Source organism: Haemophilus haemolyticus (genome assembly GCF_001008275.1).
Classification (GTDB): Bacteria; Pseudomonadota; Gammaproteobacteria; order Enterobacterales; family Pasteurellaceae; genus Haemophilus; species Haemophilus haemolyticus_P.
The window spans coordinates 39,181-62,000 of sequence record NZ_LCTH01000057.1 but is presented as its reverse complement, the minus strand read 5'-3'; the positions used below and the strand labels follow the sequence as shown (position 1 = coordinate 62,000).

Here is a 22,820-nt window from a genome sequence, read left to right as displayed (position 1 = left end):
ATGCCTAAAAGTGCGGTTTATTTTTCTCTTTTTTTATAAGGGGATGCTATGAAGCTAGAATTATCTGAAATTCGCCAACAAATTACGCAAATAGATCGTAGTTTATTAAAATTGCTTTCTGAGCGTCATCGTTTAGCTTTTGATGTAGTGAGAAGTAAAGAGATCTCGCAAAAAGCTTTACGTGATGTAGAGCGAGAACAGCAACTTTTACAAGAATTAGTTCAATTTTCAGAAAATGAGAATTATCAACTTGAACCACAATATATCACTTCAATTTTCCAAAAAATTATTGAAGATTCAGTATTGACCCAGCAAGTCTATTTGCAGAATAAACTTAATGAACAACGTAATCAAAATTTACATATTGCTTTTTTAGGTAAGAGAGGTTCTTATTCAAATTTAGCTGCACGTAATTATGCCGCTCGTTATCAAAAACAATTTGTAGAACTAGGATGTCAGTCTTTTGAGCAAGTATTTGAAAAAGTGCAAAATGGTGAAGCGGATTTTGGTGTATTGCCTTTAGAAAATACAACATCAGGCGCTATTAATGAAGTTTATGATTTGCTCCAGCATACTGACTTATCATTGGTAGGCGAGCTAGCTTATCCAATTCAGCATTGTGTTTTGGTAAATGGCACGACTAAATTAAGTGAAATCGATACTTTATATAGTCATCCGCAAGTAATTCAACAATGTAGTCAATTTATACATAGTCTTGACCGAGTACATATTGAGTATTGTGAAAGTAGCTCTCATGCAATGCAACTTATTGCAAGTTTAAATAAGCCGAATATTGCGGCATTAGGGAATGAAGATGGTGGTAAATTGTATGGGCTTAGTGTATTAAAAACTAATATTGCTAATCAAGAGAACAATATTACGCGTTTTATTGTCGTAGCTAAAGAACAGCGAGAGGTTTCACCGCAGATACCGGCAAAAACATTATTGTTAATGACAACCTCACAGCAAATTGGCTCATTAGTTGATGCACTTTTAGTTTTCAAAAAACATCAAATTAATATGACGAAATTAGAGTCTCGTCCAATTTATGGGAAGCCTTGGGAAGAAATGTTTTATCTCGAAATAGAAGCGAATATCCATCATCCTGATATTCAGCAAGCTTTGGAAGAGTTAAAGAATTGTAGTAACTATCTAAAGATTTTAGGTTGTTATCCTAGCGAGATTGTTAAACCAGTTAATTTATAAGCAAGAGCGGTCAATAAAATTATTTTTGACCGCACTTTTTTATGCTTTTTTATTTCGTTCTAAAGATTTGTGCTGAATTTGGACGATTTTCCCTTTAGCCTGAAAATATTCGCCTAACTGCTGTGCTATATAAACGGATCGGTGTTTTCCCCCAGTACATCCAATGGCAATGGTTAAATAGCTACGATTGTTTTTTTCTAACATTGGCAACCAAGTATCAATATAGTTACGAGTCAGGTAGATAAATTCATTCACTTGCGTGTGACTATTTAGAAATTCTGCTACTGGCGCATCTAATCCTGTCATTGGGCGTAATGTTGGATCCCAATGTGGGTTAGGTAAGAAACGTACATCGAAAACATAATCGGCGTCTAAAGGAATTCCATATTTAAAGCCAAAAGATTCAACAACGATTTTTAGTTCTTTATCACTATTTCCTCGTAAAAATTCGCGTAGGCGTTCCGCAAGGGTATGAGTAGAAAGATGGGTGGTATCAATAATAAAGTTTGCGTGTTGAATTAATGGCTCAAGGTAGCGATATTCTTCATCTATTGCTGCTTCAAGAGATAGATCTTTCAAGGAAAGTGGGTGAAGACGGCGTGAATCGCTATAACGACGAATCAATGTGCCACGATCTGCTTCAAGGAAAATAATCTTTAATTGATGATATTTTTGTAAGGTATTTAGAGTTTGTTCAAGGGTATTGGCTGAATTAGGAATATTACGAATATCAAGACTGATTGCGACAGAAGATTGGGATTGAGATAGAATATCAGTCAATTGAGGAAGTAAATCTAGAGGAATATTATCAACGCAATAATATCCGGCGTCTTCTAATGCTCGTAAGGCTACGGATTTTCCTGCGCCAGAACGTCCGCTAATAATGATAATTTCCATAATTCCCCCTTTAAATTATTCTTGCGTTTCTTCCGGCGAACTTTCAGCTCTATCTGAAATCTCAAAAACTTGCCAAACTTCATCCGAACTTTTGGCTGAGCGTAATTGTTTTAACATATTTTTATCGGTAAGTTTTTCGATTAATGATGCCAATATAGGGATGTATGTTTCGCATTGATTCTCTGGAATAAGTATAGCAAAAATTAAATCTACAGGTTTACCATCAAGCGAATCATAATTAATTGGGTTATCCAATTGCATAAACATGGCAATTGCTTTGTCACATACCTCAAGAGGAATTTTCGCCTTAGGCATTGCTATGCCATTGCCTAGCCCTGAGTTACCCAGCTTTTCGCGCTCAAAAAGGGATTCAAAGCACGCTTGCTCACCTTTATCACAGTGAAGTTTTTCTTCTACAAAATGTGCGATAGATTCAAATAATCGTTTTTTGCTAGAAAAACTAACGCCCTGACGAATGTTCTCAGGGCTTAATAGTTCAGTTATTTTCATTTTTATAATTTGAATTGTTCGCCCAAATAAACGCGTTTAACGTGTTCATCGTTCATAACTTGTTCTGGTGTGCCTGTTGCGATAATTTTGCCTTCACCTACAATATAAGCGCGTTCACATACATCAAGTGTTTCACGTACATTATGATCGGTAATCAAAACACCTAATCCTCGGTTACGTAAGTCGGTGATAATTTTCTTAATATCGCTCACAGAAATTGGATCTACACCAGCAAATGGCTCATCTAATAGAATAAACTTGGGATTTGCAGCTAATGCTCGTGCGATTTCAACTCGACGACGTTCACCACCAGATAATGACTGACCTAAACTATCCCGAATATGGCCAATATTAAATTCCTCAATCAACTCATCAGCTTTTTCTCGACGTTGTTGAGAGGTTAGATCTTTGCGTATTTCTAATACAGCCATTAGATTTTCATATACAGTCAAACGGCGAAAAATAGAGGCTTCTTGTGGCAAATAACCGATTCCACGTTGCGCACGATTATGCATTGGGAGCAAACTAATGTCTTCTCCGTCAATAATAATTTTACCTTGATCTTGGCGAACTAATCCGACAACCATGTAGAAGGTTGTTGTTTTCCCCGCGCCGTTTGGTCCGAGCAAACCAACAATTTCATTAGAGTTTACAGTTAAACTTACATCTGAAACAACTTTACGGCTTTTATAGCTCTTAGCTAAATTTTCAGCAGTCAGAATTGACATAAATTACTTCCCTTTAGCTTGTTGTAATTGCGATGGAATAAGGACTGTTGTTACACGTGATTTTCCATTGCCATTAGCTTTAAGTTGCTGTTTTTTCACATCATAGGTAATTAGTTGTCCATTAATCTTACTATCAAGTTGCTTTAATTCAGCATTATCAGTTAATGTCAAAAATTCAGTACCAAGATCATAGTGAACTTTGTTTGCTTTTCCATCCACTGGCTTACCATTATCTAGCTTTTGATGGAATGTTACTGGAGTACCAAATGCTTCTACGGTTTCTTTTTTACCTGAATTTTCAGGTGGGCGTGTAATGACAACTTTATTTGCCTTGATTAAAATTGAACCCTGAGTAATTGAAACGTTATCCGTAAAAGTGACAACACTTTTTTCCATATCTAATGATTGATTATCGGAAACAATGTTAATTGGTTGATTTGTATCATCTTTCAACGCGAAAGCAGAGAAAGATGTCATGATTAATGCTGCGAGTAAAATAATTTTATTGTTTGTTAATTTCATAATATGTTTTTACCTGTTCTTTTAATGTTGCAATTTGTTGGCGTAGATTACCAATCATTTTTAAGCCTGTTGAGTTAAAATTTTGTCCGTTTATTTTCACCATTGTATCTGATGAAATATCTTGAGTTTTTAAGTTAACCTCTGCAACTTGTGTTTCGATTCGCTGTAACCGAGAAGTTGGTTCTAAACTTTCAGCAACGACATCACCCTCTAAATAAAGCATTTCATTTTTCGTCAATTTGGCTTTTTTGGCGCTAAGTTTCCAACTTTGTGATTCTAATAATTTTGCTGAATTATTTGATTTTTCAGCATTATTAGATGTAGAGACATCAAATAAGTACACCAAAGGCATTTCAAACTCAGTGTGGCCATCAACTGTATAATGTTTCACTTTGTCTGCGGTCGAAAGATATTGTTTCTTACCTTCAGGAGAAAACACCGTAGTTTCCATTTTATTTCCAATATAATCTGGACTATCTGGTTTTTTTACTAAGCTTGACAAATCAGGTTTATCGCTATTTAAAGAATAAAACCATCCCAGCGAACCGAGAGCGATAAGACCCAAAATTACATTCCAACGAATATTCATATTTTTTAATCTTCTAACATCAATGCTTTGAGCATTTGATAAATTTCTCGATAGGCTTTCGATGGTTTATTTTGCTCATGTTCTTTTTGTGCCGAACGAATAAGATTACGTAGTTGTTGACGATCTACATCGGGATAATCATTTAATAAATCGGTTAGACCCACGTCACCTTTTTCTACTAATTCATCCCGCACTTTTTCGATTTTGTGCAGCATAGCCTGCTGTTGGTTATGTTTATTTTCGATTTTATCTAATGCTTCACGAATGGGCTCAACATCAATTCCTCGAAATAATTTACCGATATACTGTAATTGACGGCGACGAGCTTCTTTTTCTAAACGCTGTGCAAGTTTAATGGCATCAAGTAAGGATTCATCAAGTGGGATTTTTGCAAGATTAGTTTTGGTTAAATTTACAATCTTTTCACCAAGTTGTTTTAAATCTTCAGCATCGCGTTTGATTTCGCTTTTACTTACCCAAATAATTTCTTCTTGCTCTTCATCTTCCCAATCGAAAGCTTCTTTTTTCTTACGTTTCGCCATAATTTCTCTCAACTAAAATTTGGCGCGTATTTTAGCACAAAGTTTCAAAATAATATAAAATGTGACAAATTTTTAACGGGAAAAAATAATGAAAATAGCCGAAAATCAAACCGCACTTTTGAAAGCTCAAGAACAAGAATTACGTCAAGCAGTCAGCTTTGCTGTTGAATTAGCAACAAAATCAGGCGCGAGTGCAGAAGTCGCCGTCACTAAAGTGAGCGGATTGTCAGTATCCACACGCGTACAAGAAATTGAAAATGTTGAATTTACTAATGATGGTGCATTGGGGATTTCCGTTTATATGGGACAACAAAAAGGCAATGCATCAACATCAGATTTAAGTGAAGGCGCTATTCGAAACGCAGTGGAAGCCGCACTTGCTATTGCAAAATACACTTCACCTGATGATTGCACAGGCCTTGCGGATAAGGATTTAATGGCTTTTGATGCGCCTGATTTAGAACTTTATCATGCTGCTGATGTGGATGTTGATAAAGCAACAGAACTTGCACTTCAGGCTGAAAAGGCGGCTTTAGAGGCGGATGAACGCATTATAAACAGTAATGGTGCAAGTTTTAATTCACATACAGGCGTGAAAGTGTATGGAAATAGCTATGGCATGTTGCAAAGTTATTTATCAAGCCGTTATTCCTTATCTTGTTCGGTTATTGGTGGTGTAGAAGATGCTTTGGAAAATGATTATGAATACACGCTCTCTCGTGAATTCGATAAACTCCAATCGCCAATTTGGGTTGGCGAAAATTGTGCAAAGAAAGTTATTTCTCGTTTAAACCCTCAAAAATTGAGTACACGAGAAGTGCCTGTCATTTTCTTAAATGATGTTGCAACGGGTCTTATTTCTCACTTTGCCGCTGCAATAAGTGGTGGAAGTTTATATAGAAAATCGAGTTTCTTGCTCGATCATTTGGGTAAACAGGTCTTACCTGATTGGTTCAATATCAGTGAGAGACCACATTTATTGCGCCGTTTGGCTTCAACGCCTTTTGATAGTGAAGGTGTTCGTACGCAAAATCGTGAGATTGTCGAAGACGGGATATTACAAACTTATTTAGTGACAAGTTACAGTGGTAAAAAACTCGGTATGCCAAGCACTGGCCATGCTGGAGGCATTCACAATTGGCTTGTTAAGCCAAATTTAACAGGCGGATTGACCGCGCTTTTACGTCAAATGGGAACCGGATTGTTAGTAACAGATGTCATGGGACAAGGTGTCAATATCGTTACAGGCGATTATTCGCGTGGCGCATCAGGTTTTTGGGTGGAAAATGGTGAAATTCAATATCCAGTCGCCGAAATTACTATTGCGGGGCAATTGCAAGATATGTTGAAGAATATGGTTGCTGTAGCGGATGATATAGAGCATCGCTCTAACATCCAAACTGGTTCTATTTTGTTAGATAAGATGAAAATTTCAGGAAATTAAAAAATATTTTTAAAATTGAGAATTATTCTTATTGACAATAACTAAATGTCTGCTACTATACGCACATCTGTTAAGCGATTGCAGGTTGCTCCAACAGGTAGAGTAGAAAGTAAATTCGTTAGGGTTCAAAAAGGCTGAAGGTTTAAACTTCAGCCTTTTTTTTTGTAAAATAGCAAACGATTTTATCCCCTGTCATTTCATAAGGAAACACAATGAAAAAACACCATGTTGACGTTTTAATTTCAGAGAACGATGTTCATGCGCGTATTGCTGAATTAGGTGCTCAAATCACAAAATTTTATCAAGAAAAACAGATCGATAGCCTTGTTGTCGTAGGGCTTTTACGTGGTTCCTTTATGTTTATGGCGGATATCGTTCGTCAGATAAATTTACCTGTGGAAATTGAATTTATGACCACTTCAAGTTATGGCACTGGCATGACTACGAATCACGATGTTCGTATTACTAAAGATTTAGACGGTGATATAAAAGGTAAATACGTTTTAATTGTGGAAGATATTATTGATACGGGTTATACGTTGGAAAAAGTGCGTGATATTTTGAATTTGCGTGATCCTGCTAGCCTTGCAATTTGTACTTTACTTGATAAACCTTCTCGTCGGGAAGTGGAAGTGCCTGTTGAATGGGTAGGTTTTGAAATTCCTGATGAATTTGTGGTGGGGTATGGTATCGATTACGCACAACGCCATCGTAATTTAGGCTATATCGGTAAAGTTGTTTTAGAAGAATAATTTGATTTTATTGAAAAGTGCGGTTGAAATTTTAAATGAATTTTTAGCCGCACTTTTTATAACTTAAATCGATGAATAATTTGATTTGCTGAACCTCGCCAAACTAAACTTGGGTCTGCCTGTTCTTGAATAAATTTCCCATCAATTAACACATCAATATAAGGCAACATAGCACGTTGTTGTTCATCTAATTCATCTAGCTTATAACCCGTCCAAACCCAGATGTCTTTATCAGGGCATTCTCGTTTTACGCGTTGCACAAATGGCAATAATGTTTCTACGTTACGGGGATGAAGTGGATCACCACCTGAAAGCGTCAACCCTTGGCGTTTAATGCGAGTGTCTTTTAAATCATTGATGATTTGTTGTTCCATCGCTTCATCAAATAATACACCCGCTGAAAATGACCAACTTTTTTGGTTATAGCAACCTTTGCAAGCATGCGTGCATCCACTGACGAAAAGTGTGCATCTTGTACCTTCGCCATTAATAACATCGGTCGGGTAGTATTGGAGATAGTTCATTTCATAAAAATCCTAAATAAAAATGTGGCTTAAATTCTCGCCAAATTCACCGTACTTTTTAATTAATCTTTGCAATATGGCAGTAATTTCTGCATAATAGCGCGCAATCGCATTGCGATATCAATGGAAACCTTCTCGGTCTCTCGCAACGGTGTCTGGTTTACTCGGTCAGGTCCGGAAGGAAGCAGCCAAAGTCGGAATTACTGTGTGCCGAGAAGAAGCTGGGAAGGTTTCCGCCCAACTTCCTTTTCTTATACTCGCTCAATCAATCTTTTAAAGAAACCCTTTTCTTTGGTGATTAAACTATTGTAATCGCCTTCTTCGATTAATCTTCCGTTATCAATTACACAAATTTTATCGAATCGTTCAATTGAACTTAGACGGTGAGTGACCATAATTAGGGTTTTATTTTCGGCATGTTGCAAAATTAAATGTAAAATTTGACGTTCAGTTTCTCGATCTAAACCTTCTGTTGGTTCATCTAACAATAAAATTGGCGCATTATTGAGTAAAATACGTGCTAAACCTAAACGGCGTTGTTCCCCACCAGAAAGTGGGCGACCGCCATCACCAAGCCAAAGATTTAAACCTTTTCCTTCTTGCTCAAGTAATTTGTTTAAACCAACTTGATGTAGCACTTCAATCATTTTTTCATCAGAAATTTCATCTGCACTTGCAAATTGTAAATTTTGACGAAGCGTATCGCTAAATACGTGAACACGTTGAGTTAAAAAACAAATTTGGCGGCGTAATGTCTCTTCTGAATAGGAGGAAATGGGTTTTTCTGCTAATAAAAGCTCACCTTGATTCGCATCATAATTGCGCACTAAAAGTTGAAGGAGTGAAGATTTCCCACTTCCAGTTTTGCCTAAAATAGCAATTTTTTGGCCTTGTTCTAAATCTAATGTAAGATTTTTTAATACAAGCATTTCTTGCCCTGGATAGGAAAAACTTAAATCCTTCGCAGAAATCAACCGCACTTTTGTTTCAAATTCCTCGTTACCATTAAACTCAACAAGCGGTTTTTGCTCAATGATTTCGGTTACACGCTCTGCTGCAGCAATCACTTGACCTATATGTAAAAATGCGGCACCCAATGGCATGATGATCTCAAAGGCTGCAAGTGCAGCAAAAGTGAAAAGTGCAATATAAGCCGTGCGATATTCATCTGTGCCAAAATCGGCGTTACTTGCAAACCATAGCATTCCAGAAATCAACAAACTATTTAGAAACAGAACAAGTGCGGTAGAAAATCCGCTTAATTTTGCTTCTTTGGCTTGATCTTCCTGCCATGTTTTTTCTGTAGCTGACATTTTCTCTTTTAATTTATCTTCTGCATTAAATAATAAAAGCTCAGCTTGTGCTTGGATAAATTCTAAAAACTGTGTTCGATAGGTCGCGCGTGCTTGGATTAAGCGTTCGCCAAATTCTTGCCCTAGTCGATAGAAAACAGTTGGGATAATCATTAATAAAATTAACAAAAATAAACCTAAACCAAGTGCGAGTGGAATATTGACAAAGCTAAGTCCAATCGTCATGGCAATGATTACAAGTGCAGCCGTGAAAAATGGTGCAAGTAAACGCAAATAGAGACTATCAAGTGTATCCACATCAGAAACTAAACGATTTAACAAATCGCTGTTGCGATAACGATTTAACACTGCTGGACTTAAAGGAATAATTTTTTCAAAAACTTGTATGCGTAATTTGGACAAAATGCGGAATGTTGCATCATGCGTCACTATTTTTTCAAAATAGCGCATGACGGTTCGTCCGATAGCTAAACCTCGCACACTGGCTGAAGGATAGAAAAAGTTAAATAGAGTTCCTAGTCCTGCAATGGCTGTAGCAGCTAAAAACCAGCCTGAAACGGTAAGCAAGCCCATGCTGGAGCCCAAACCAAAAATCATCAGCACCAAGCCTAAAATGAGAGGGAATTTGGCGAATTTAAATAAACGTATAAACGGAAGTAATGTGCGCATTATTGGATATCCTGTTGTCGTTGAGCGAGTAGTTCAGCAAAGAAACCTTCATGTAGTAATTCGGCAAATTTACCTTGCTGTATTATTTCTCCTCGTTGCATCACAAAAATTTGATCACATTGTTTCAAATCTTCAATTCGGTGTGTAATCATCAGCGTAGTTTGATGCTGGCTTGCTTCATTCAGTGCGTGCAAAACGAGATTTTCTGATTGCGCATCTAAGCTTGCGGTTGGCTCATCGAGCAGAAGTAAATTGCCTTTGCGTAATAATGCACGTGTAATAGCAAGACGTTGGGCTTGCCCAACAGAGATGCCTAATCCTCCATCTTTAATTTCATAATCTAAACCGAGTTTATCTGTAAATTCGGTGGCTTGGGCTTGGCTTAAAGCGCGGTGAATTTTCTCATCGCTTGTTTGAATATCACCAAGCAGAAGATTTTCTTTAATTGTGCCCTGTAGTAACAATGGATTTTGTCCTACCCAGGCAATATGTTTGCGCCAGTCAGCTAGATTGCTTTCGCGAAGTTCTTGACCATTAATTTTGAGAGAGCCCTCATAAGGCAAAAAGCCTAAAATTACATTCATTAATGAGGTTTTCCCTGCGCCACTTTGTCCTACAAGCGCAACATTATGATTCGCTGGAATCTGGAAGTTTAACGGCTTGGTTAATGCTGAACCCTGTGTCGAAAGCACCACCAAATTTTCGGCAGAAATTTCAACCGCACTTTCTAAAGAAATTGTTTTTTCATTTTGATGAACGGTTAAATAATCGGATTCTAAGAAATCAACAATGGCATCTGCGGCACCAATACCCGCTGCGCGGTCGTGGTAATAAGCGCCAAGATCGCGTAAGGGTTGATAAAATTCAGGTGCAAGAATTAAACAAAAGAAACCTGTGAAAAGTGTAACGGGCGCATTATAAGTGCCAAATTCAATTTGGCCTAAGTAGCTAAAACCAAAATAGACCGCCATCAGTGCAATGGAAATAGAGGTAAAAAATTCCAATACGGCAGAAGAGAGAAAAGCGAGTTTTAGCACATCCATTGTGGTTTCTCGGAAATCTTCAGTGGCATTTTCAATATGTTCAGTTTGTTCAGAAGTGCGGTTAAAAAGACGCAAGGTTTCTAAGCCGCGTAAGCGATCTAAAAATTGGGCACTGAGGCGAGAAAGGGTATCCATATTTTTTTGGCTGTTGTCAGCCGCAGCAATACCGACAATGATCATAAAAAGAGGAACAAGCGGTGCGGTAATCATTAAGATTAAGCCTGCAGCCCAGTTCAACGGAAATACAGCAATTAAAATAACCACTGGAACAATAGCTGAAAGACTTTGTTGAGGGAGAAAACGGGCATAGAAATTATGTAAGTTTTCTACTTGTTCCAGCATAATGCTTGCCCAACTTCCTGCCGGTTTTTGATTAATTGTCGCTGGGCCGACAAGATGGATTTTATCCAGAATTTTTTGACGAATATGGTTGCGTAATAATTGTCCGCTTTGGAAACCAATTTTTTCTCGTGCCCATAAAATAATAGCACGCATCCCGAAGCCAATAATTAGCCCGAGGAAATAAGGAATGAGTTCATCACGAGGCACATTTTGCATAATCAGTTTATCAAGCAACGTTGCAAGAAAATAAGTTTGCGCGACTAAAATGAGTGCAGAAAGCGTAGCTAGGACAATGTTTGCGCGCATTAATTTTTTGATAGGTTCTTGTTGTGCGCGAAGCCATTTTTGTAAATATTTTTGGCGAAGTTTGTTCATAGTTTTATCGTGATAAGAAAAAGTTCCCCTCTTCTTGAAAGAGGGGAATGAGTTAGAGAATTTATGCTTCTTGAGCATCTAAGTAGCGTTCAGCATCCAAGGCTGCCATACAACCAGTTCCCGCAGAGGTAATGGCTTGGCGATAATTGTGATCCATTACATCGCCTGCTGCGAATACGCCCTCCACAGAGGTGGCTGTTGCATTTCCTTCAAGACCAGATTTTACAACGATATAGCCATTATTCAATTCTAGTTGCCCTTGGAAAATTTCCGTATTTGGCGAGTGACCAATCGCTACAAATAAACCATCTAATTTGAGTTCTTCTTTCTCCCCAGTTTTTGTGTTGGCTAAACGTAATCCGGTTACGCCCATATTGTCACCCAACACTTCATCTAAAGTGCGGTCAGTATGAAGAACGATTTTCCCTTCTTCTACTTTTTTGTATAAACGGTCGATAAGGATTTTTTCCGCACGGAAGCTATCGCGACGGTGGATTAAATGCACTGTACTTGCGATATTGGCTAAGTAAAGCGCTTCTTCCACCGCAGTATTTCCTCCACCAATCACACCAACTGGCTTATTACGATAAAAGAAACCATCACAAGTTGCACAAGCAGAAACACCACGGCCTTTGTAGTTTTCTTCTGAAGGCAAGCCAATATAGCGTGCAGAGGCACCCGTTGCGATAATTAACGCATCACAAGTGAAATTTTGCACATCGCCAAAAAGTTTGAATGGGCGAGAAGATAAATCGACTCGATTGATATGATCGAAGACGATTTCTGTCTCAAATTTTTCTGCATGTTGTAACATACGTTGCATTAAACCTGAACCGGTAGTCATCTCAAAATCACCCGGCCAGTTTTCGATTTCATCTGTAGTGGTAAGCTGGCCACCTTGTTGCAAACCCGTCACCAATACTGGTTTTAAGTTCGCACGTGCCGCATAAATGGCAGCTGTATAACCAGCAGGACCTGAGCCTAAAATTAAAAGTTTTGTGTGTTTGATATCTGACATAAAGAATCCTTGTTTTTCGTAAAAGGAGAATTAATTAAATTCAAGCCTATTCTAATGATTGCTATGCATGAAATTGTTCCATACACCTTATCAATTATAAACTCTTCGATTAATAGAGCAGTGAATAAAGCAATCGGCGAAACTTATTTGTTAATGGATCCGCATTGCCCATTGCACTTAAAATGGATAAAAATTGTTGTTTCACTTCACCATTCTGAGCCCCTAAATCTGTTTTTAAAATACCGAAAAGTAGTGTCAGCGCTTCTTCATTTCGTCCAGCTTGATGAAGTTGTACAGCAAGTTTTATTGCAATTTCAGGTGTTGGGTTTTTAGCATAATCGGCCTGTAATTGTTGGATTTCAGGTGTATCGGCTGCTTGAATTTGTAGCTCAATTTGTGCCTGTAATCCGTGCCAACGGCTATCTCGATCTTGCAATGGAATTTGTTTTAGAATTTCCTGTGCTGGCTCTGTTTTTTTCATTGCAATATAGGTTTCAGCGTAGAGTAGGGCAACATCACTATTTTTCTTATCAGAAAGTTCCCATGCATCTTTCAATAATGGCAATGCTGCCTCATAATTTTCTACTTGCAAGAAATCTAATGCTTGTTGGAATTTTAAATCTTCCTCTTTAGGTAAAATAATGCTTAACCGTTGGATTAATGAAGATTTATCAAGCGCGCCTGGAAATGCATCTAATGCCTGCGCTTCTTTAAACAAATAGGTGGTTGGCAATGCTTGAATGCGGAATTGTGCGGCAATCATTTGCTCTTTTTCACAATTTACTTTTCCAAGAACAAATTGTCCTTGATATTGTTCTGCAACTTGCTCAAGTAGCGCCAAAAAATCTGCGGATTCTTTATGCGTTGGCGCGTAAAAATTGATGACAAGTGGTTTTTCTAAGGATTGTTGCAGTATTTCAGTAAGATTTTGTTCGTTGATGTCAACGATAAAAGGAAAATCAGCCATGTTTTATCCTTGTGAAAAAATAATGGCTGATTTTAGCAAAGTGCGGAAGATTTTAGAAACGTTTTACCATTTCTATTATTAAGCAAGTTTTTCTAGGATTAATTTTCCCATCATTTCAATATGTGCATGCTCTATATTAAGTGCAGGAATATATTGATAAGATTGTCCGCCATTGTTTAGGAAATTTTCTCTATTTTCTTTGTCAATTTCTTCAATGGTTTCTAAACAATCAACGGAAAAACCAGGGCAAACAACGGCAATTTTTTGAATGTTCTGTGTTGCAGCAGATTCTAAAAATTTATCGGTATAAGGCTGTAGCCATTCTTCACGTCCAAAGCGAGATTGAAACGTCATTCCCCATTGGTTTTCTGTTAAGCCTAGCTTATTAACAACTGCAATAGTCGTTTGTTTACAATGTTCACGATAATAATCGCCCATTTTTTCATAACGCAGAGGAATACCGTGATAAGAAAATAGTAAAAACTCATCGGGTTTTAACCGCACTTTTATGGAATCTGCTAAGGCGTTAATGTAATTTTCATCAACATGATAAGAATGGATGAAATCAAAAGGCACTAATCCTCGTTCTTCTTTAAGAGCATTAGCGAAAGCATCAAATACTGCGCCTGTGGTTGAGCTAGAGTATTGCGGATAAAGAGGTAAAACAATAATTCGCTCAACTTGATTTTTAAGCAAATTTTTCACCGCACTTTGCATTGATGGATTGCCGTACGTCATGGCAATTTCTACTTGAGTATCGATATTTTGATTATCTAAATAGGCTTGTAATGCATCTTTTTGTTGTCGCGAAATGGCAAGTAAAGGCGAGCCTTGTTCTGTCCAAATCGCTTGATAATTTTTAGCAATACGTTTTGAACGCAATGGCAAAATAATGGCTTTAAGCAGTGGATACCATTTGCAACGCGGTAAATCGACCACGCGAGGATCCGTTAAAAATTGCCATAAATAACGGCTGATTGACTTCGGTGTCGGGCTATCTGGCGTGCCTAGATTGGCAAGTAATACGCCGATTTTTGCGGATTTTGTCATAAATTGATTACGGAAAGGGTTAATCTAGAAACACAACAAAGTTTATTCTCTTCTGTGCGGATGTCAATTTGCCAAACATGGATATTTCTGCCCAAATTAATTGGTGTGGCTCTCGCTGTGACTTTACCTGAATGAACAGGGCGAAGATGATTGGCATTAATATCTAATCCAACTGCAGCTTTGCCTTCTTCCAAACAAAGCAAACCTGCAAGAGAACCAATTGTTTCAGCTAAAGCAACCGAAACCCCGCCATGCAACACACCAAACGGCTGCATAGTACGATGATCCACAGGCATTGTTGCTTCAATCCAATCTTCGCCAAAAGCAGAAATTTCAATGCCAAGATGACTAACTGCACTGTTTGAGCAAAGTTGATTTAAGTTTTCGAGCGTGAAGTTTTTTTGCCAAATCATGATGTTCCTTTCATTTACGCTAAAATTTCTAATAATGCCTGCACAGGGTGTTTTAGCACCACATGTTCATAACGTTTTACCTGACTGCGACAAGAATAACCGGTTGCTAAACAAAAGTGCGGATCTTTTCCATGCAGTTTTTTATGCCACGATACATCGTAGATTTCTCGGCTCATTTTTTGATTTTTCACTTCATGTCCAAATACACCAGCCATACCGCAACATCCTACTTTTTCTACATTAAGTTGTTGTCCAAATCTTCCAAAAATTTCTTGCCATTCTTTTGGGCTGTTCGGCATAAAAGTAGATTCCGTACAATGCGGGAATAAATACCAATCAGAAGTGCGGTCAGTTTTGGCGATGTTTTTCAGTTTATCTTGTAACGCTGTATTTTGTAATCTTTGTTTTAACCATTCGTGTGTGGTGAGAACGTGAAAATCGCCACGTTTTTCTTGTAGTGCTTCCTTGTATTCATCTCGATAAGATAGCACGATGGCTGGATCAACTCCTACAAGTGGAATGCCTAATTTTGCCATTCGATTTAAAAACTCGGCTTGGTTTTGTGCTGTTTTGCTAAAGCGTTTTAAGAAACCTTTAATGTGCATTGCTTTGCCGTTTGGTTTAAATGGTAACAAAATTGGTTTAAAGCCTAATTTCTGCGTAAGCATAACAAAATCGCGTACCACTTTCGCATCATAGTAAGAGGTATAAGGATCTTGCACAATAAATAAAATATCGTTTTTTTCTACCGCACTTAGGTCTTCCAATTCTTCCAAGGATTTGCCTTGATAATGAATTTCTACCAGCTGTTGTTGCAAATTGGGTTCAGAAAGCAAGGGCAAATCGGTCATGCCTAGCGTTTTTTCTACCAATGTTTGCGTGACTTTTAGCTTGGTAAAATAATTAAAGAACTTTGCCTGTTTTGCCATATAAGGCGCAGCGATCTCTAAATTTGCCACAACGTGATCTTTTGCAGGGCGTAAGTAGCGGCTGTGATAAAAATGAAAGAATTTCGCACGGAAACTTGGTACATCGATTTTAATCGGGCATTGGCTCGCACAGGCTTTACAAGCAAGACAAGTATCCATTGCGGCTTTTACTTCGTGAGAAAAATCATAATTTCTTCGCCATTTTTGAACCGTATTGGTTAGTCTTTTTACAAGTGCGGCTAGTTTTATTTCTGTTTTACGGAAGTCTAATTGTTCGGGCGAAACATTTTGATTTGCCAACAATCGAAGCCATTCTCGAATCATGGCTGCGCGACCTTTCGGCGAAAATACACGGTTTTTACTGACTTTCATCGATGGGCACATAATGCTGTGTTCATCAAAATTAAAACATAAGCCGTTTCCATTGCAGTTCATCGCACCCTTAAATTCATCTCGTATTTGGATAGGAATTTGGCGATCGTTATCAGCCCGCATCGGCGAAAGAATAGAATAAAGTTCCTCTTTGGAATCTAAAGGCGTACAGATTTTGCCGGGATTTAAGCGATTGTTTGGATCGAATAAGGTTTTGATATAACGAAGTTCGTGCCAGAGTTCTGGCGTAAAGAATTTTTCGCCGTAATGGGAACGAACGCCTTTTCCGTGCTCTCCCCAGAGTAATCCACCGTATTTAATCGTAAGTTCTGCTACTTCATCTGAAATTTGTTTAAATAATTTCACTTGTTCTTTATCGCATAAATCAAGCGCAGGGCGAACGTGCAATACGCCCGCATCGACGTGACCAAACATACCATATTGTAAATGGTGCTTGTCTAATAAAGCGCGAAATTCACTGATGTAATCAGCAAGATTTTCTGGGGGAACACAAGTATCTTCTACAAAAGGAATCGGTTTGGCTGCACCTTTTGCATTGCCAAGTAAGCCCACTGCTTTTTTTCGCATTGCATAAATACGTTCAATAGAAGGTAAATCAGAACAAACTTGATAGCCAATAATGTGATCTTGATTGTGTTCGATTTTTTCATCAAGCGAGAGACAAAGTGCGGTGACTTGGCGGTCTATTTTTTCTTTATTATTACCAGCAAATTCCACAATATTTAAACCGAGAATTGGATCTTCTTCATCTTCTGTAAGAAGTTCATTAACAGAGTGCCAAATAATATCTTGTTTAGCGAGATTTAAGACTTTGGAATCAATGGTTTCCACAGAAAGCGCATTTGCTTTCACCATAAAGGGTGCATTGCGTAATGCCGCATCAAAAGAACGATATTTAATATTGATGAGCGTGCGATACTGAGGAATTGGCAGAAGATTGAGTTTGGCTTCACAAATAAATGCGAGAGAACCTTCAGAACCAGTGAGGATTCTAGTGAGATTAAATTCACTTTCATCTTTATTGAATACATTTTTCAGATCATATCCCGTTAAAAAACGGTTAAGTTGTGGCAGATCTTTAATGATTGCCGCTCTTTTTTCTTTACAGTGTTGCGCAATGGTTTGATGGAGTCTTTTGCTACTCTCACTTAATTCAAGCGCATCGATGTTTTCTAAAACATCAACAGAATTGACCGCACTTGTATCTAAAATCTCACCGTTTATTAATACTGCACGTAATGCCAAAACGTGATTAGAGGTTTTACCGTATTGCAATGAGCCTTGCCCAGAGGCATCAGTATTAATCATTCCACCTAAAGTCGCTCGATTGCTGGTGGATAACTCTGGGGCAAAGAATAAACCATGTGGTTTTAAAAATTGATTAAGTTGATCTTTTACTACACCTGCTTGTACTCTAACCCAACGTTCTTTTACATTGAGTTCTAAAATGGCAGTCATATGGCGAGAAAGATCCACTATTATATTGTTATTGATGGATTGTCCATTTGTGCCAGTACCTCCACCACGAGGTGTAAAGGTGAGCAATTGATATTCAGGTAAATTAGCCAATTTGGTTATACGCACTATATCAGCAATAGTTTTTGGAAAAAGGATCGCTTGAGGAAGTTGTTGGTAAACGCTGTTATCCGTAGCAAGACTTAATCTATCAGCATAATTTGTAGCAATATCCCCTTCAAAATGTTGTTTTTTAAGTGCTTGGAGATAGTTAAGGACATCTTGTTCAATTTGTGGAGTGCGATTTAGACTTGGCAACATAGCATTTAACTCATTTAAAGGTATAAATAGCTGGATGCTCTCGATAATATCTTAAGGTGCGAACAATGTCGAATTAGATTTTGAGTGATTTTAAGAAGCTTTTTATGGAGTAAATTAGTCAAGAAAAGTGTATTTTTGGATAAAAAATAAACAAAAGGTTCAAAAGAATTTGATCTTTTCAATTTTTATAGGATAATAAGCGCACTTTTGAACGTTCCTTTGGCGTAAACAAAGGAATTGAATTTGTCAAAAGGTAAAAGTAGGGCAAATTCAAAACCCTAGTTAAGCGACTGTTTAGAATGTAACTTTAATTAAAAGTTCAGTATAAACAAGGACACTTTTTTATTACTATTCGATGACTAAATAGAGGACATCAAAATGAAAAAAACTGCAATCGCATTAGTAGTTGCTGGTTTAGCAGCAGCTTCAGTAGCTCAAGCAGCTCCACAAGAAAACACTTTCTATGCAGGTGTTAAAGCTGGTCAAGCATCTTTCCACGATGGTATCAGAGATCAAGCTCCAGGTTATCACCGTAATTCTTTCACTTATGGAGTATTCGGTGGTTATCAAATTTTAAATCAAGATAACTTAGGTTTAGCGGTTGAATTAGGTTATGACGATTTTGGTCGTGTTAGATACCGTTCAGATGCTCAACCTTTAGGTAAGCATACCGCTCATGGTGCTCATCTAACTTTAAAAGGTAGTTATGATGTGGGTAGCCTAGTAGGTTTAAATGGGTTAGATTTTTACGGACGTGCAGGTGTCGCTTTAGTTCGATCTGATATTAAAATTACTAAAGCAGCATATGCAGCAGATCCACAAGAAAATGCAACTTTTGATGGGAAACGTAAACAACATAATTTACATGTTTCCCCTGTGTTTGCAGCTGGTTTAGAATATGCTATTTTGCCTGAATTAGCAGCACGTTTAGAATATCAATGGGTGAATAAAGTGGGTCGTTTTAATGATGAAGACGGTCATCGTGTAAACTATTCTCCATGGATTGGTTCTATCAATGCAGGTATTTCTTACCGTTTTGGTCAAGGCGCAGCGCCAGTTGTTGCAGCACCTGAAGTTGTAAGCAAAACTTTCAACTTAAACTCTGATGTGACTTTTGCATTCGGTAAAGCAAACTTAAAACCACAAGCTCAAGCAGCTTTAGATGGTATCTACGGTGAAATCGCGCAAGTTAACAGCGCTAAAGTAGCTGTTGCTGGTTACACTGACCGTATCGGTTCTGATGCGTTCAACGTTAAACTTTCTCAACAACGTGCTGAGACTGTAGCTAACTACTTCGTAGCTAAAGGTGTTTCTGCAGATGCAATCTCTGCAACTGGTTATGGTAAAGCAAACCCAGTGACTGGCGCAACTTGTGACCAAGTTAAAGGTCGTAAAGCGCTTATCGCATGTCTTGCTCCAGACCGTCGTGTAGAAATCGCAGTTAACGGTACTAAATAATTTTAGTGTTAGTTTAACGAAAGATTAAATACAGCAAAAGGCTTAAACTTCGGTTTAGGCCTTTTGTCTTATATGAATCTAAAACCAAGCATTTCAATCAAGTTTTAACTTATGATAGAATGCGGTTCTCATTTATTTATAGGGAACATTATGGAAACCTTAGACAAAATCAAAAAGCAAATTAGTGAAAATCCAATTCTTATTTATATGAAAGGTTCACCAAAATTACCATCTTGTGGCTTTTCTGCTCGTGCATCTGAAGCATTGATGAATTGTAAAGTACCTTTTGGTTATGTAGATATTTTGCAACATCCAGATATTCGTGCCGAATTACCAACATATGCAAATTGGCCAACTTTTCCGCAATTATGGGTAGAGGGAGAATTAATTGGTGGTTGTGATATCATTTTAGAGATGTATCAATCTGGTGAATTACAAACTTTATTAGCTGAAGTTGCAGCAAAACATGCTTAAGATATGAGAAAAATGGAACCCGCTTATAGCGGGTTTTTTATACAAATAAATTTGTTTATTGAACAAATAGTCTAGGTAAGTTTTAATACCTTAGAAAGTGCGGTAAAAAATCGATTATTTTCTTCAGGTAAACCAATACTTATGCGCAAATGATTCGGCATGCCATACCCAGCAATTGGTCGAACAATTACGCCTTCATATAATAATGCATCATAAATTGGAGCTGCAGGTTGTTTGAAATCAATCGTTATAAAATTTCCTTTAGAAGGAATATATTCTAATTGATGACGTTGACAAAAGTCTTCATAACGTCTCATTTCTACTCGATTATTTTCAGCTACTTTCTCAACAAATTCATCGTCATTCATTACGGCAACTGCAGCGGCTAATGCTAAAGAATTACAGTTAAATGGTTGTCGAACTCGATTTAATAAATCTGCGATTTCAGGATTAGATACCGCATAACCAATGCGTAAGCCCGCTAAGCCATAGGCTTTAGAAAGAGTGCGTGAAATAATTAAATTTGAATATTTTTTTAATAAACTGAAAGAGTCCACTCGTTCTTCAGCTTTGGTAAATTCTGTGTAGGCTTCATCTAATACCACGATTACATTTTGGGGAACTTCTGCTAAAAAATCTTCAATTTCTTGCGACGTTAAAAAATTACCCGTTGGATTATTGGGATTAGCAATGTAAATGAGCTTTGTTTTATCAGAAAGTGCGGTCAAAAATCCTTGTAAATCATGCCCCCAATTTTTAGCTGGAATTTCTTTTGCAACTGCATTAATCGCTTTAGTCACTAAAGGATAAACAATAAAGGCATATTGTGAATAAATGATTTCATCGCCTTCGCTTGCGAAAGTATGAGCAAAAAGTTCTAATAAATCATTTGATCCATTTCCGAGCGTAATTTGATTTGGTTGAACACCAAATTTTTTTGCGATAGTTTGTTTTAGTTCAAAGCCATTCGCATCTGGATAACGAGTCAGTTTATCTAATTGTTCGAAAATTGCTTTTTTTGCACTTTCTGGAAAACCAAATGGGTTTTCGTTTGAGGCCAGTTTAACGATATTGGAAATACCAAGTTCTCGTTCTAATTCTTCAATTGGTTTGCCAGCTTGATAAGGTGATAAGGATTTTACGCCACGATTGGCAATGTTGATGTACTTCATAGTGTTATTTGAAAATATTGATGTGGATTAGGATGAATTTTCAAGTAAATTTGGGCGTAGTAAATACGCCCATTGAAAATATTCTTTAACTATTGAGGAAGATTTTCAGCTTCAAATTTTTTCATAAATGAAATGAGTGCCTCAACGCCTTCTTGTGGCATTGCATTGTAAATAGACGCACGCATTCCACCTAAAACCTTGTGACCTTTCAAGGCTTGTAAGCCCGCAGCAGTAGATTCTGCGACAAATTTTGCATCTAATTCAGCATTGCCAGTGATGAAAGTGACATTCATTGTTGAGCGGTTTTCTTTTGCTACCACATTGCGGTAAAGTTTGCTCGAATCAATATAATCATAAAGGGTTTGTGCTTTTAGCGCATTACGTTTTGCGATCACCGCTAAGCCACCCATCTCTTTAAGATGTTTAAATACGAGGGAACATAAATACCAAGCAAATGTTGGTGGTGTATTAATCATTGAATCTGCATCACGTTGAGTTGCATAATTCCAAATAGATGGGGTTTCTTTACGTGCATTACCGATTAAATCATCGCGAATAATGACTAATGTAATGCCCGCAGGACCAAGATTTTTTTGCGCACCTGCATAAATTACACCAAATTTACTGATATCGATTTGGCGTGAAAGAATATTTGAAGACATATCCGCGACCAATACGGTATTTCCCACATTTGGTACATCAAAAATCTCCACACCACTGATGGTTTCATTTGGGCAATAATGAACGTAGTCATATTGATCAGCGATATGGCTAAAATCAAGATCAGTAATTCGAGTCTGTTCGCCATTTTCTACAATAGTGATTTCATCAATTTCTGCAAAATTTCTTGCTTCTTTTGCCGCTGTAGCTGACCAATGCCCACTATTTAAATAAAGGGCTTTGCCTTTTTTACCGATTAAGTTCATCGGAATTGCTGCAAATTGACCGCGAGCACCGCCTTGTAAGAAAAGTACGCGATAGTTATCAGGAATATTGTAAACCTCACGTAGATCTTTTTCTGCTTGTGCAATAAGTTCCATGAAATATTTACCGCGATGGCTCACCTCCATTACGGATACGCCTTGATTGAGCCAGTTTGTCAATTCACCTTGTGCTTTTTGTAGCACTTCTGGAAAAATCATCGCTGGGCCAGCGCTAAAATTAAAGACTTGTGACATTGTGTTTCCTTATTTTTGTAGATAGTTAAATCTGTTTTATCACTAGAAAAGCAGAGAATCAAACGCTTTTTCGGTAAATAAAAAATTTTTTTGAGCTGACTCACAAAATTTACTTTCAGCTTTTGACGAATTACCAAAAAGAGGCTACATTACCGCCATCAATTTTCTTACTAAAAGAGAGTCATTATGGAAACTGTAAACAAGCAATCTTTCCAAGAAGTGTTGGAATATGTGCGTATGTATCGTTCGAAAAACAAAATTAAGCGTGATATGGAAGACAATAATCGTAAAATCCGTGACAACCAAAAACGCGTATTATTGTTAGATAATTTAAATCAATACATTCGTGATGATATGACCATCGAAGATGTGCGTGGAATTATTGAAAGTATGCGTGATGACTATGAAGGTCGTGTCGATGATTATACGATTCGCAATGCGGAGCTTTCTACGCAACGTCGTGAGATTAGTGCGAAAATGAAAAGTCAGAAAAAAGCGCATGCGGAATTATTGAAAAATTCTGAAAAATAATTGTA

At 37.5% G+C, this 22,820-nt stretch carries 22 protein-coding genes and 1 other RNA gene; 7 read left to right on the top strand and 16 right to left on the bottom strand.

Annotated features, from left to right (window positions below):
- Positions 1–48: 48 nt before the first annotated feature.
- Positions 49–1,206 carry a chorismate mutase gene (locus tag AAX15_RS08305; protein ID WP_005637680.1) on the top strand — a complete coding sequence of 386 codons (1,158 nt, stop codon included), beginning with the start codon at positions 49–51 and terminating at the stop codon, positions 1,204–1,206.
- Between the two features lie 39 nt (positions 1,207–1,245).
- Here the strand turns inward: AAX15_RS08305 and rapZ are convergent, their stop codons facing one another.
- The 6 genes from rapZ to yjgA are packed head-to-tail and all read right to left on the bottom strand — an operon-like array spanning position 1,246 to position 4,994.
- The gene (gene rapZ / locus AAX15_RS08300) at positions 1,246–2,103 is read right to left on the bottom strand and encodes an RNase adapter RapZ (RefSeq protein WP_005637682.1); all 858 of its coding nucleotides are present in this window, start codon (positions 2,101–2,103) and stop codon (positions 1,246–1,248) included.
- 15 nt (positions 2,104–2,118) lie between these two features.
- On the bottom strand, positions 2,119–2,613 hold the full coding sequence (gene ptsN / locus AAX15_RS08295; RefSeq protein WP_046940026.1) for a PTS IIA-like nitrogen regulatory protein PtsN: 495 nt from the start codon (positions 2,611–2,613) through the stop codon (positions 2,119–2,121).
- Between the two features lie 2 nt (positions 2,614–2,615).
- A complete protein-coding gene (gene lptB / locus AAX15_RS08290; RefSeq protein ID WP_005627189.1) occupies positions 2,616–3,341 on the bottom strand; it encodes an LPS export ABC transporter ATP-binding protein in 726 nt (241 codons plus the stop codon).
- A 3-nt stretch (positions 3,342–3,344) separates the two neighbouring features.
- On the bottom strand, positions 3,345–3,863 hold the full coding sequence (gene lptA / locus AAX15_RS08285; protein ID WP_046940025.1) for a lipopolysaccharide transport periplasmic protein LptA: 519 nt from the start codon (positions 3,861–3,863) through the stop codon (positions 3,345–3,347).
- On the bottom strand, positions 3,844–4,452 hold the full coding sequence (lptC, locus tag AAX15_RS08280; protein ID WP_046940024.1) for an LPS export ABC transporter periplasmic protein LptC: 609 nt from the start codon (positions 4,450–4,452) through the stop codon (positions 3,844–3,846). The genes lptA and lptC overlap by 20 nt, the downstream gene beginning before the upstream one ends.
- Before the next feature lie 5 nt (positions 4,453–4,457).
- The gene (gene yjgA / locus AAX15_RS08275) at positions 4,458–4,994 is read right to left on the bottom strand and encodes a ribosome biogenesis factor YjgA (RefSeq protein WP_046940023.1); all 537 of its coding nucleotides are present in this window, start codon (positions 4,992–4,994) and stop codon (positions 4,458–4,460) included.
- Positions 4,995–5,082: 88 nt separating this feature from the next.
- On the opposite strand from yjgA, the gene pmbA reads away from it, so the two are divergent.
- Together pmbA and hpt are read left to right on the top strand one after the other, a co-directional pair.
- Positions 5,083–6,438, top strand: coding sequence for a metalloprotease PmbA (gene pmbA / locus AAX15_RS08270; protein ID WP_046940022.1), 1,356 nt, complete (start codon positions 5,083–5,085; stop codon positions 6,436–6,438).
- Positions 6,439–6,650: 212 nt separating this feature from the next.
- Positions 6,651–7,190: a hypoxanthine phosphoribosyltransferase gene (gene hpt / locus AAX15_RS08265; RefSeq protein ID WP_046940021.1), complete on the top strand. Its 540-nt coding sequence runs from the start codon at positions 6,651–6,653 to the stop codon at positions 7,188–7,190.
- A gap of 56 nt (positions 7,191–7,246) precedes the next feature.
- Here the strand turns inward: hpt and nrdG are convergent, their stop codons facing one another.
- Positions 7,247–7,714 (bottom strand): anaerobic ribonucleoside-triphosphate reductase-activating protein, encoded by a 468-nt coding sequence (gene nrdG, locus AAX15_RS08260; RefSeq protein WP_005663869.1) that lies wholly within the window; start codon positions 7,712–7,714, stop codon positions 7,247–7,249.
- Between the two features lie 132 nt (positions 7,715–7,846).
- On the opposite strand from nrdG, the gene ffs reads away from it, so the two are divergent.
- Positions 7,847–7,945: signal recognition particle sRNA small type (gene ffs, locus AAX15_RS09375), an RNA gene on the top strand.
- Positions 7,946–7,965: 20 nt separating this feature from the next.
- On the opposite strand, the gene cydC is transcribed toward ffs, so the two are convergent.
- The 7 genes from cydC to ydiJ form a co-directional block, all read right to left on the bottom strand.
- Positions 7,966–9,696 carry a heme ABC transporter ATP-binding protein/permease CydC gene (cydC, locus tag AAX15_RS08255; RefSeq protein ID WP_046940020.1) on the bottom strand — a complete coding sequence of 577 codons (1,731 nt, stop codon included), beginning with the start codon at positions 9,694–9,696 and terminating at the stop codon, positions 7,966–7,968.
- Positions 9,696–11,456, bottom strand: a complete 1,761-nt coding sequence (gene cydD, locus AAX15_RS08250; protein WP_046940019.1) for a heme ABC transporter permease/ATP-binding protein CydD — start codon at positions 11,454–11,456, stop codon at positions 9,696–9,698. The genes cydC and cydD overlap by 1 nt, the downstream gene beginning before the upstream one ends.
- A gap of 61 nt (positions 11,457–11,517) precedes the next feature.
- On the bottom strand, positions 11,518–12,474 hold the full coding sequence (trxB, locus tag AAX15_RS08245) for a thioredoxin-disulfide reductase (RefSeq protein WP_046940018.1): 957 nt from the start codon (positions 12,472–12,474) through the stop codon (positions 11,518–11,520).
- A 109-nt stretch (positions 12,475–12,583) separates the two neighbouring features.
- Positions 12,584–13,441, bottom strand: a complete 858-nt coding sequence (locus AAX15_RS08240) for a co-chaperone YbbN (RefSeq protein ID WP_046940017.1) — start codon at positions 13,439–13,441, stop codon at positions 12,584–12,586.
- 78 nt (positions 13,442–13,519) lie between these two features.
- Positions 13,520–14,491: a ferrochelatase gene (gene hemH, locus AAX15_RS08235; protein WP_046940016.1), complete on the bottom strand. Its 972-nt coding sequence runs from the start codon at positions 14,489–14,491 to the stop codon at positions 13,520–13,522.
- A complete protein-coding gene (locus tag AAX15_RS08230) occupies positions 14,488–14,904 on the bottom strand; it encodes a hotdog fold thioesterase (protein ID WP_046940015.1) in 417 nt (138 codons plus the stop codon). Before AAX15_RS08230 ends, hemH begins: the two co-directional genes overlap by 4 nt.
- 14 nt (positions 14,905–14,918) lie before the next feature.
- A complete protein-coding gene (gene ydiJ, locus AAX15_RS08225) occupies positions 14,919–18,002 on the bottom strand; it encodes a D-2-hydroxyglutarate dehydrogenase YdiJ (RefSeq protein ID WP_046940014.1) in 3,084 nt (1,027 codons plus the stop codon).
- 378 nt (positions 18,003–18,380) lie between these two features.
- On the opposite strand from ydiJ, the gene ompA reads away from it, so the two are divergent.
- Positions 18,381–19,460: a porin OmpA gene (gene ompA / locus AAX15_RS08220; protein WP_046940013.1), complete on the top strand. Its 1,080-nt coding sequence runs from the start codon at positions 18,381–18,383 to the stop codon at positions 19,458–19,460.
- Positions 19,461–19,610: 150 nt separating this feature from the next.
- Entirely contained in the window at positions 19,611–19,934 is a 324-nt protein-coding gene (grxD, locus tag AAX15_RS08215; RefSeq protein WP_005637726.1) for a Grx4 family monothiol glutaredoxin, read from the top strand.
- Between the two features lie 71 nt (positions 19,935–20,005).
- Here grxD and hisC read toward each other — a convergent pair whose 3' ends face one another.
- Positions 20,006–21,106, bottom strand: coding sequence for a histidinol-phosphate transaminase (gene hisC / locus AAX15_RS08210; protein WP_046940012.1), 1,101 nt, complete (start codon positions 21,104–21,106; stop codon positions 20,006–20,008).
- 89 nt (positions 21,107–21,195) lie between these two features.
- Entirely contained in the window at positions 21,196–22,284 is a 1,089-nt protein-coding gene (gene serC, locus AAX15_RS08205; protein ID WP_046940011.1) for a 3-phosphoserine/phosphohydroxythreonine transaminase, read from the bottom strand.
- Positions 22,285–22,470: 186 nt separating this feature from the next.
- Between serC and AAX15_RS08200 the strand changes: the two genes are divergently transcribed.
- On the top strand, positions 22,471–22,815 hold the full coding sequence (locus tag AAX15_RS08200; protein WP_046940010.1) for a DUF496 family protein: 345 nt from the start codon (positions 22,471–22,473) through the stop codon (positions 22,813–22,815).
- Positions 22,816–22,820 lie beyond the last annotated feature (5 nt).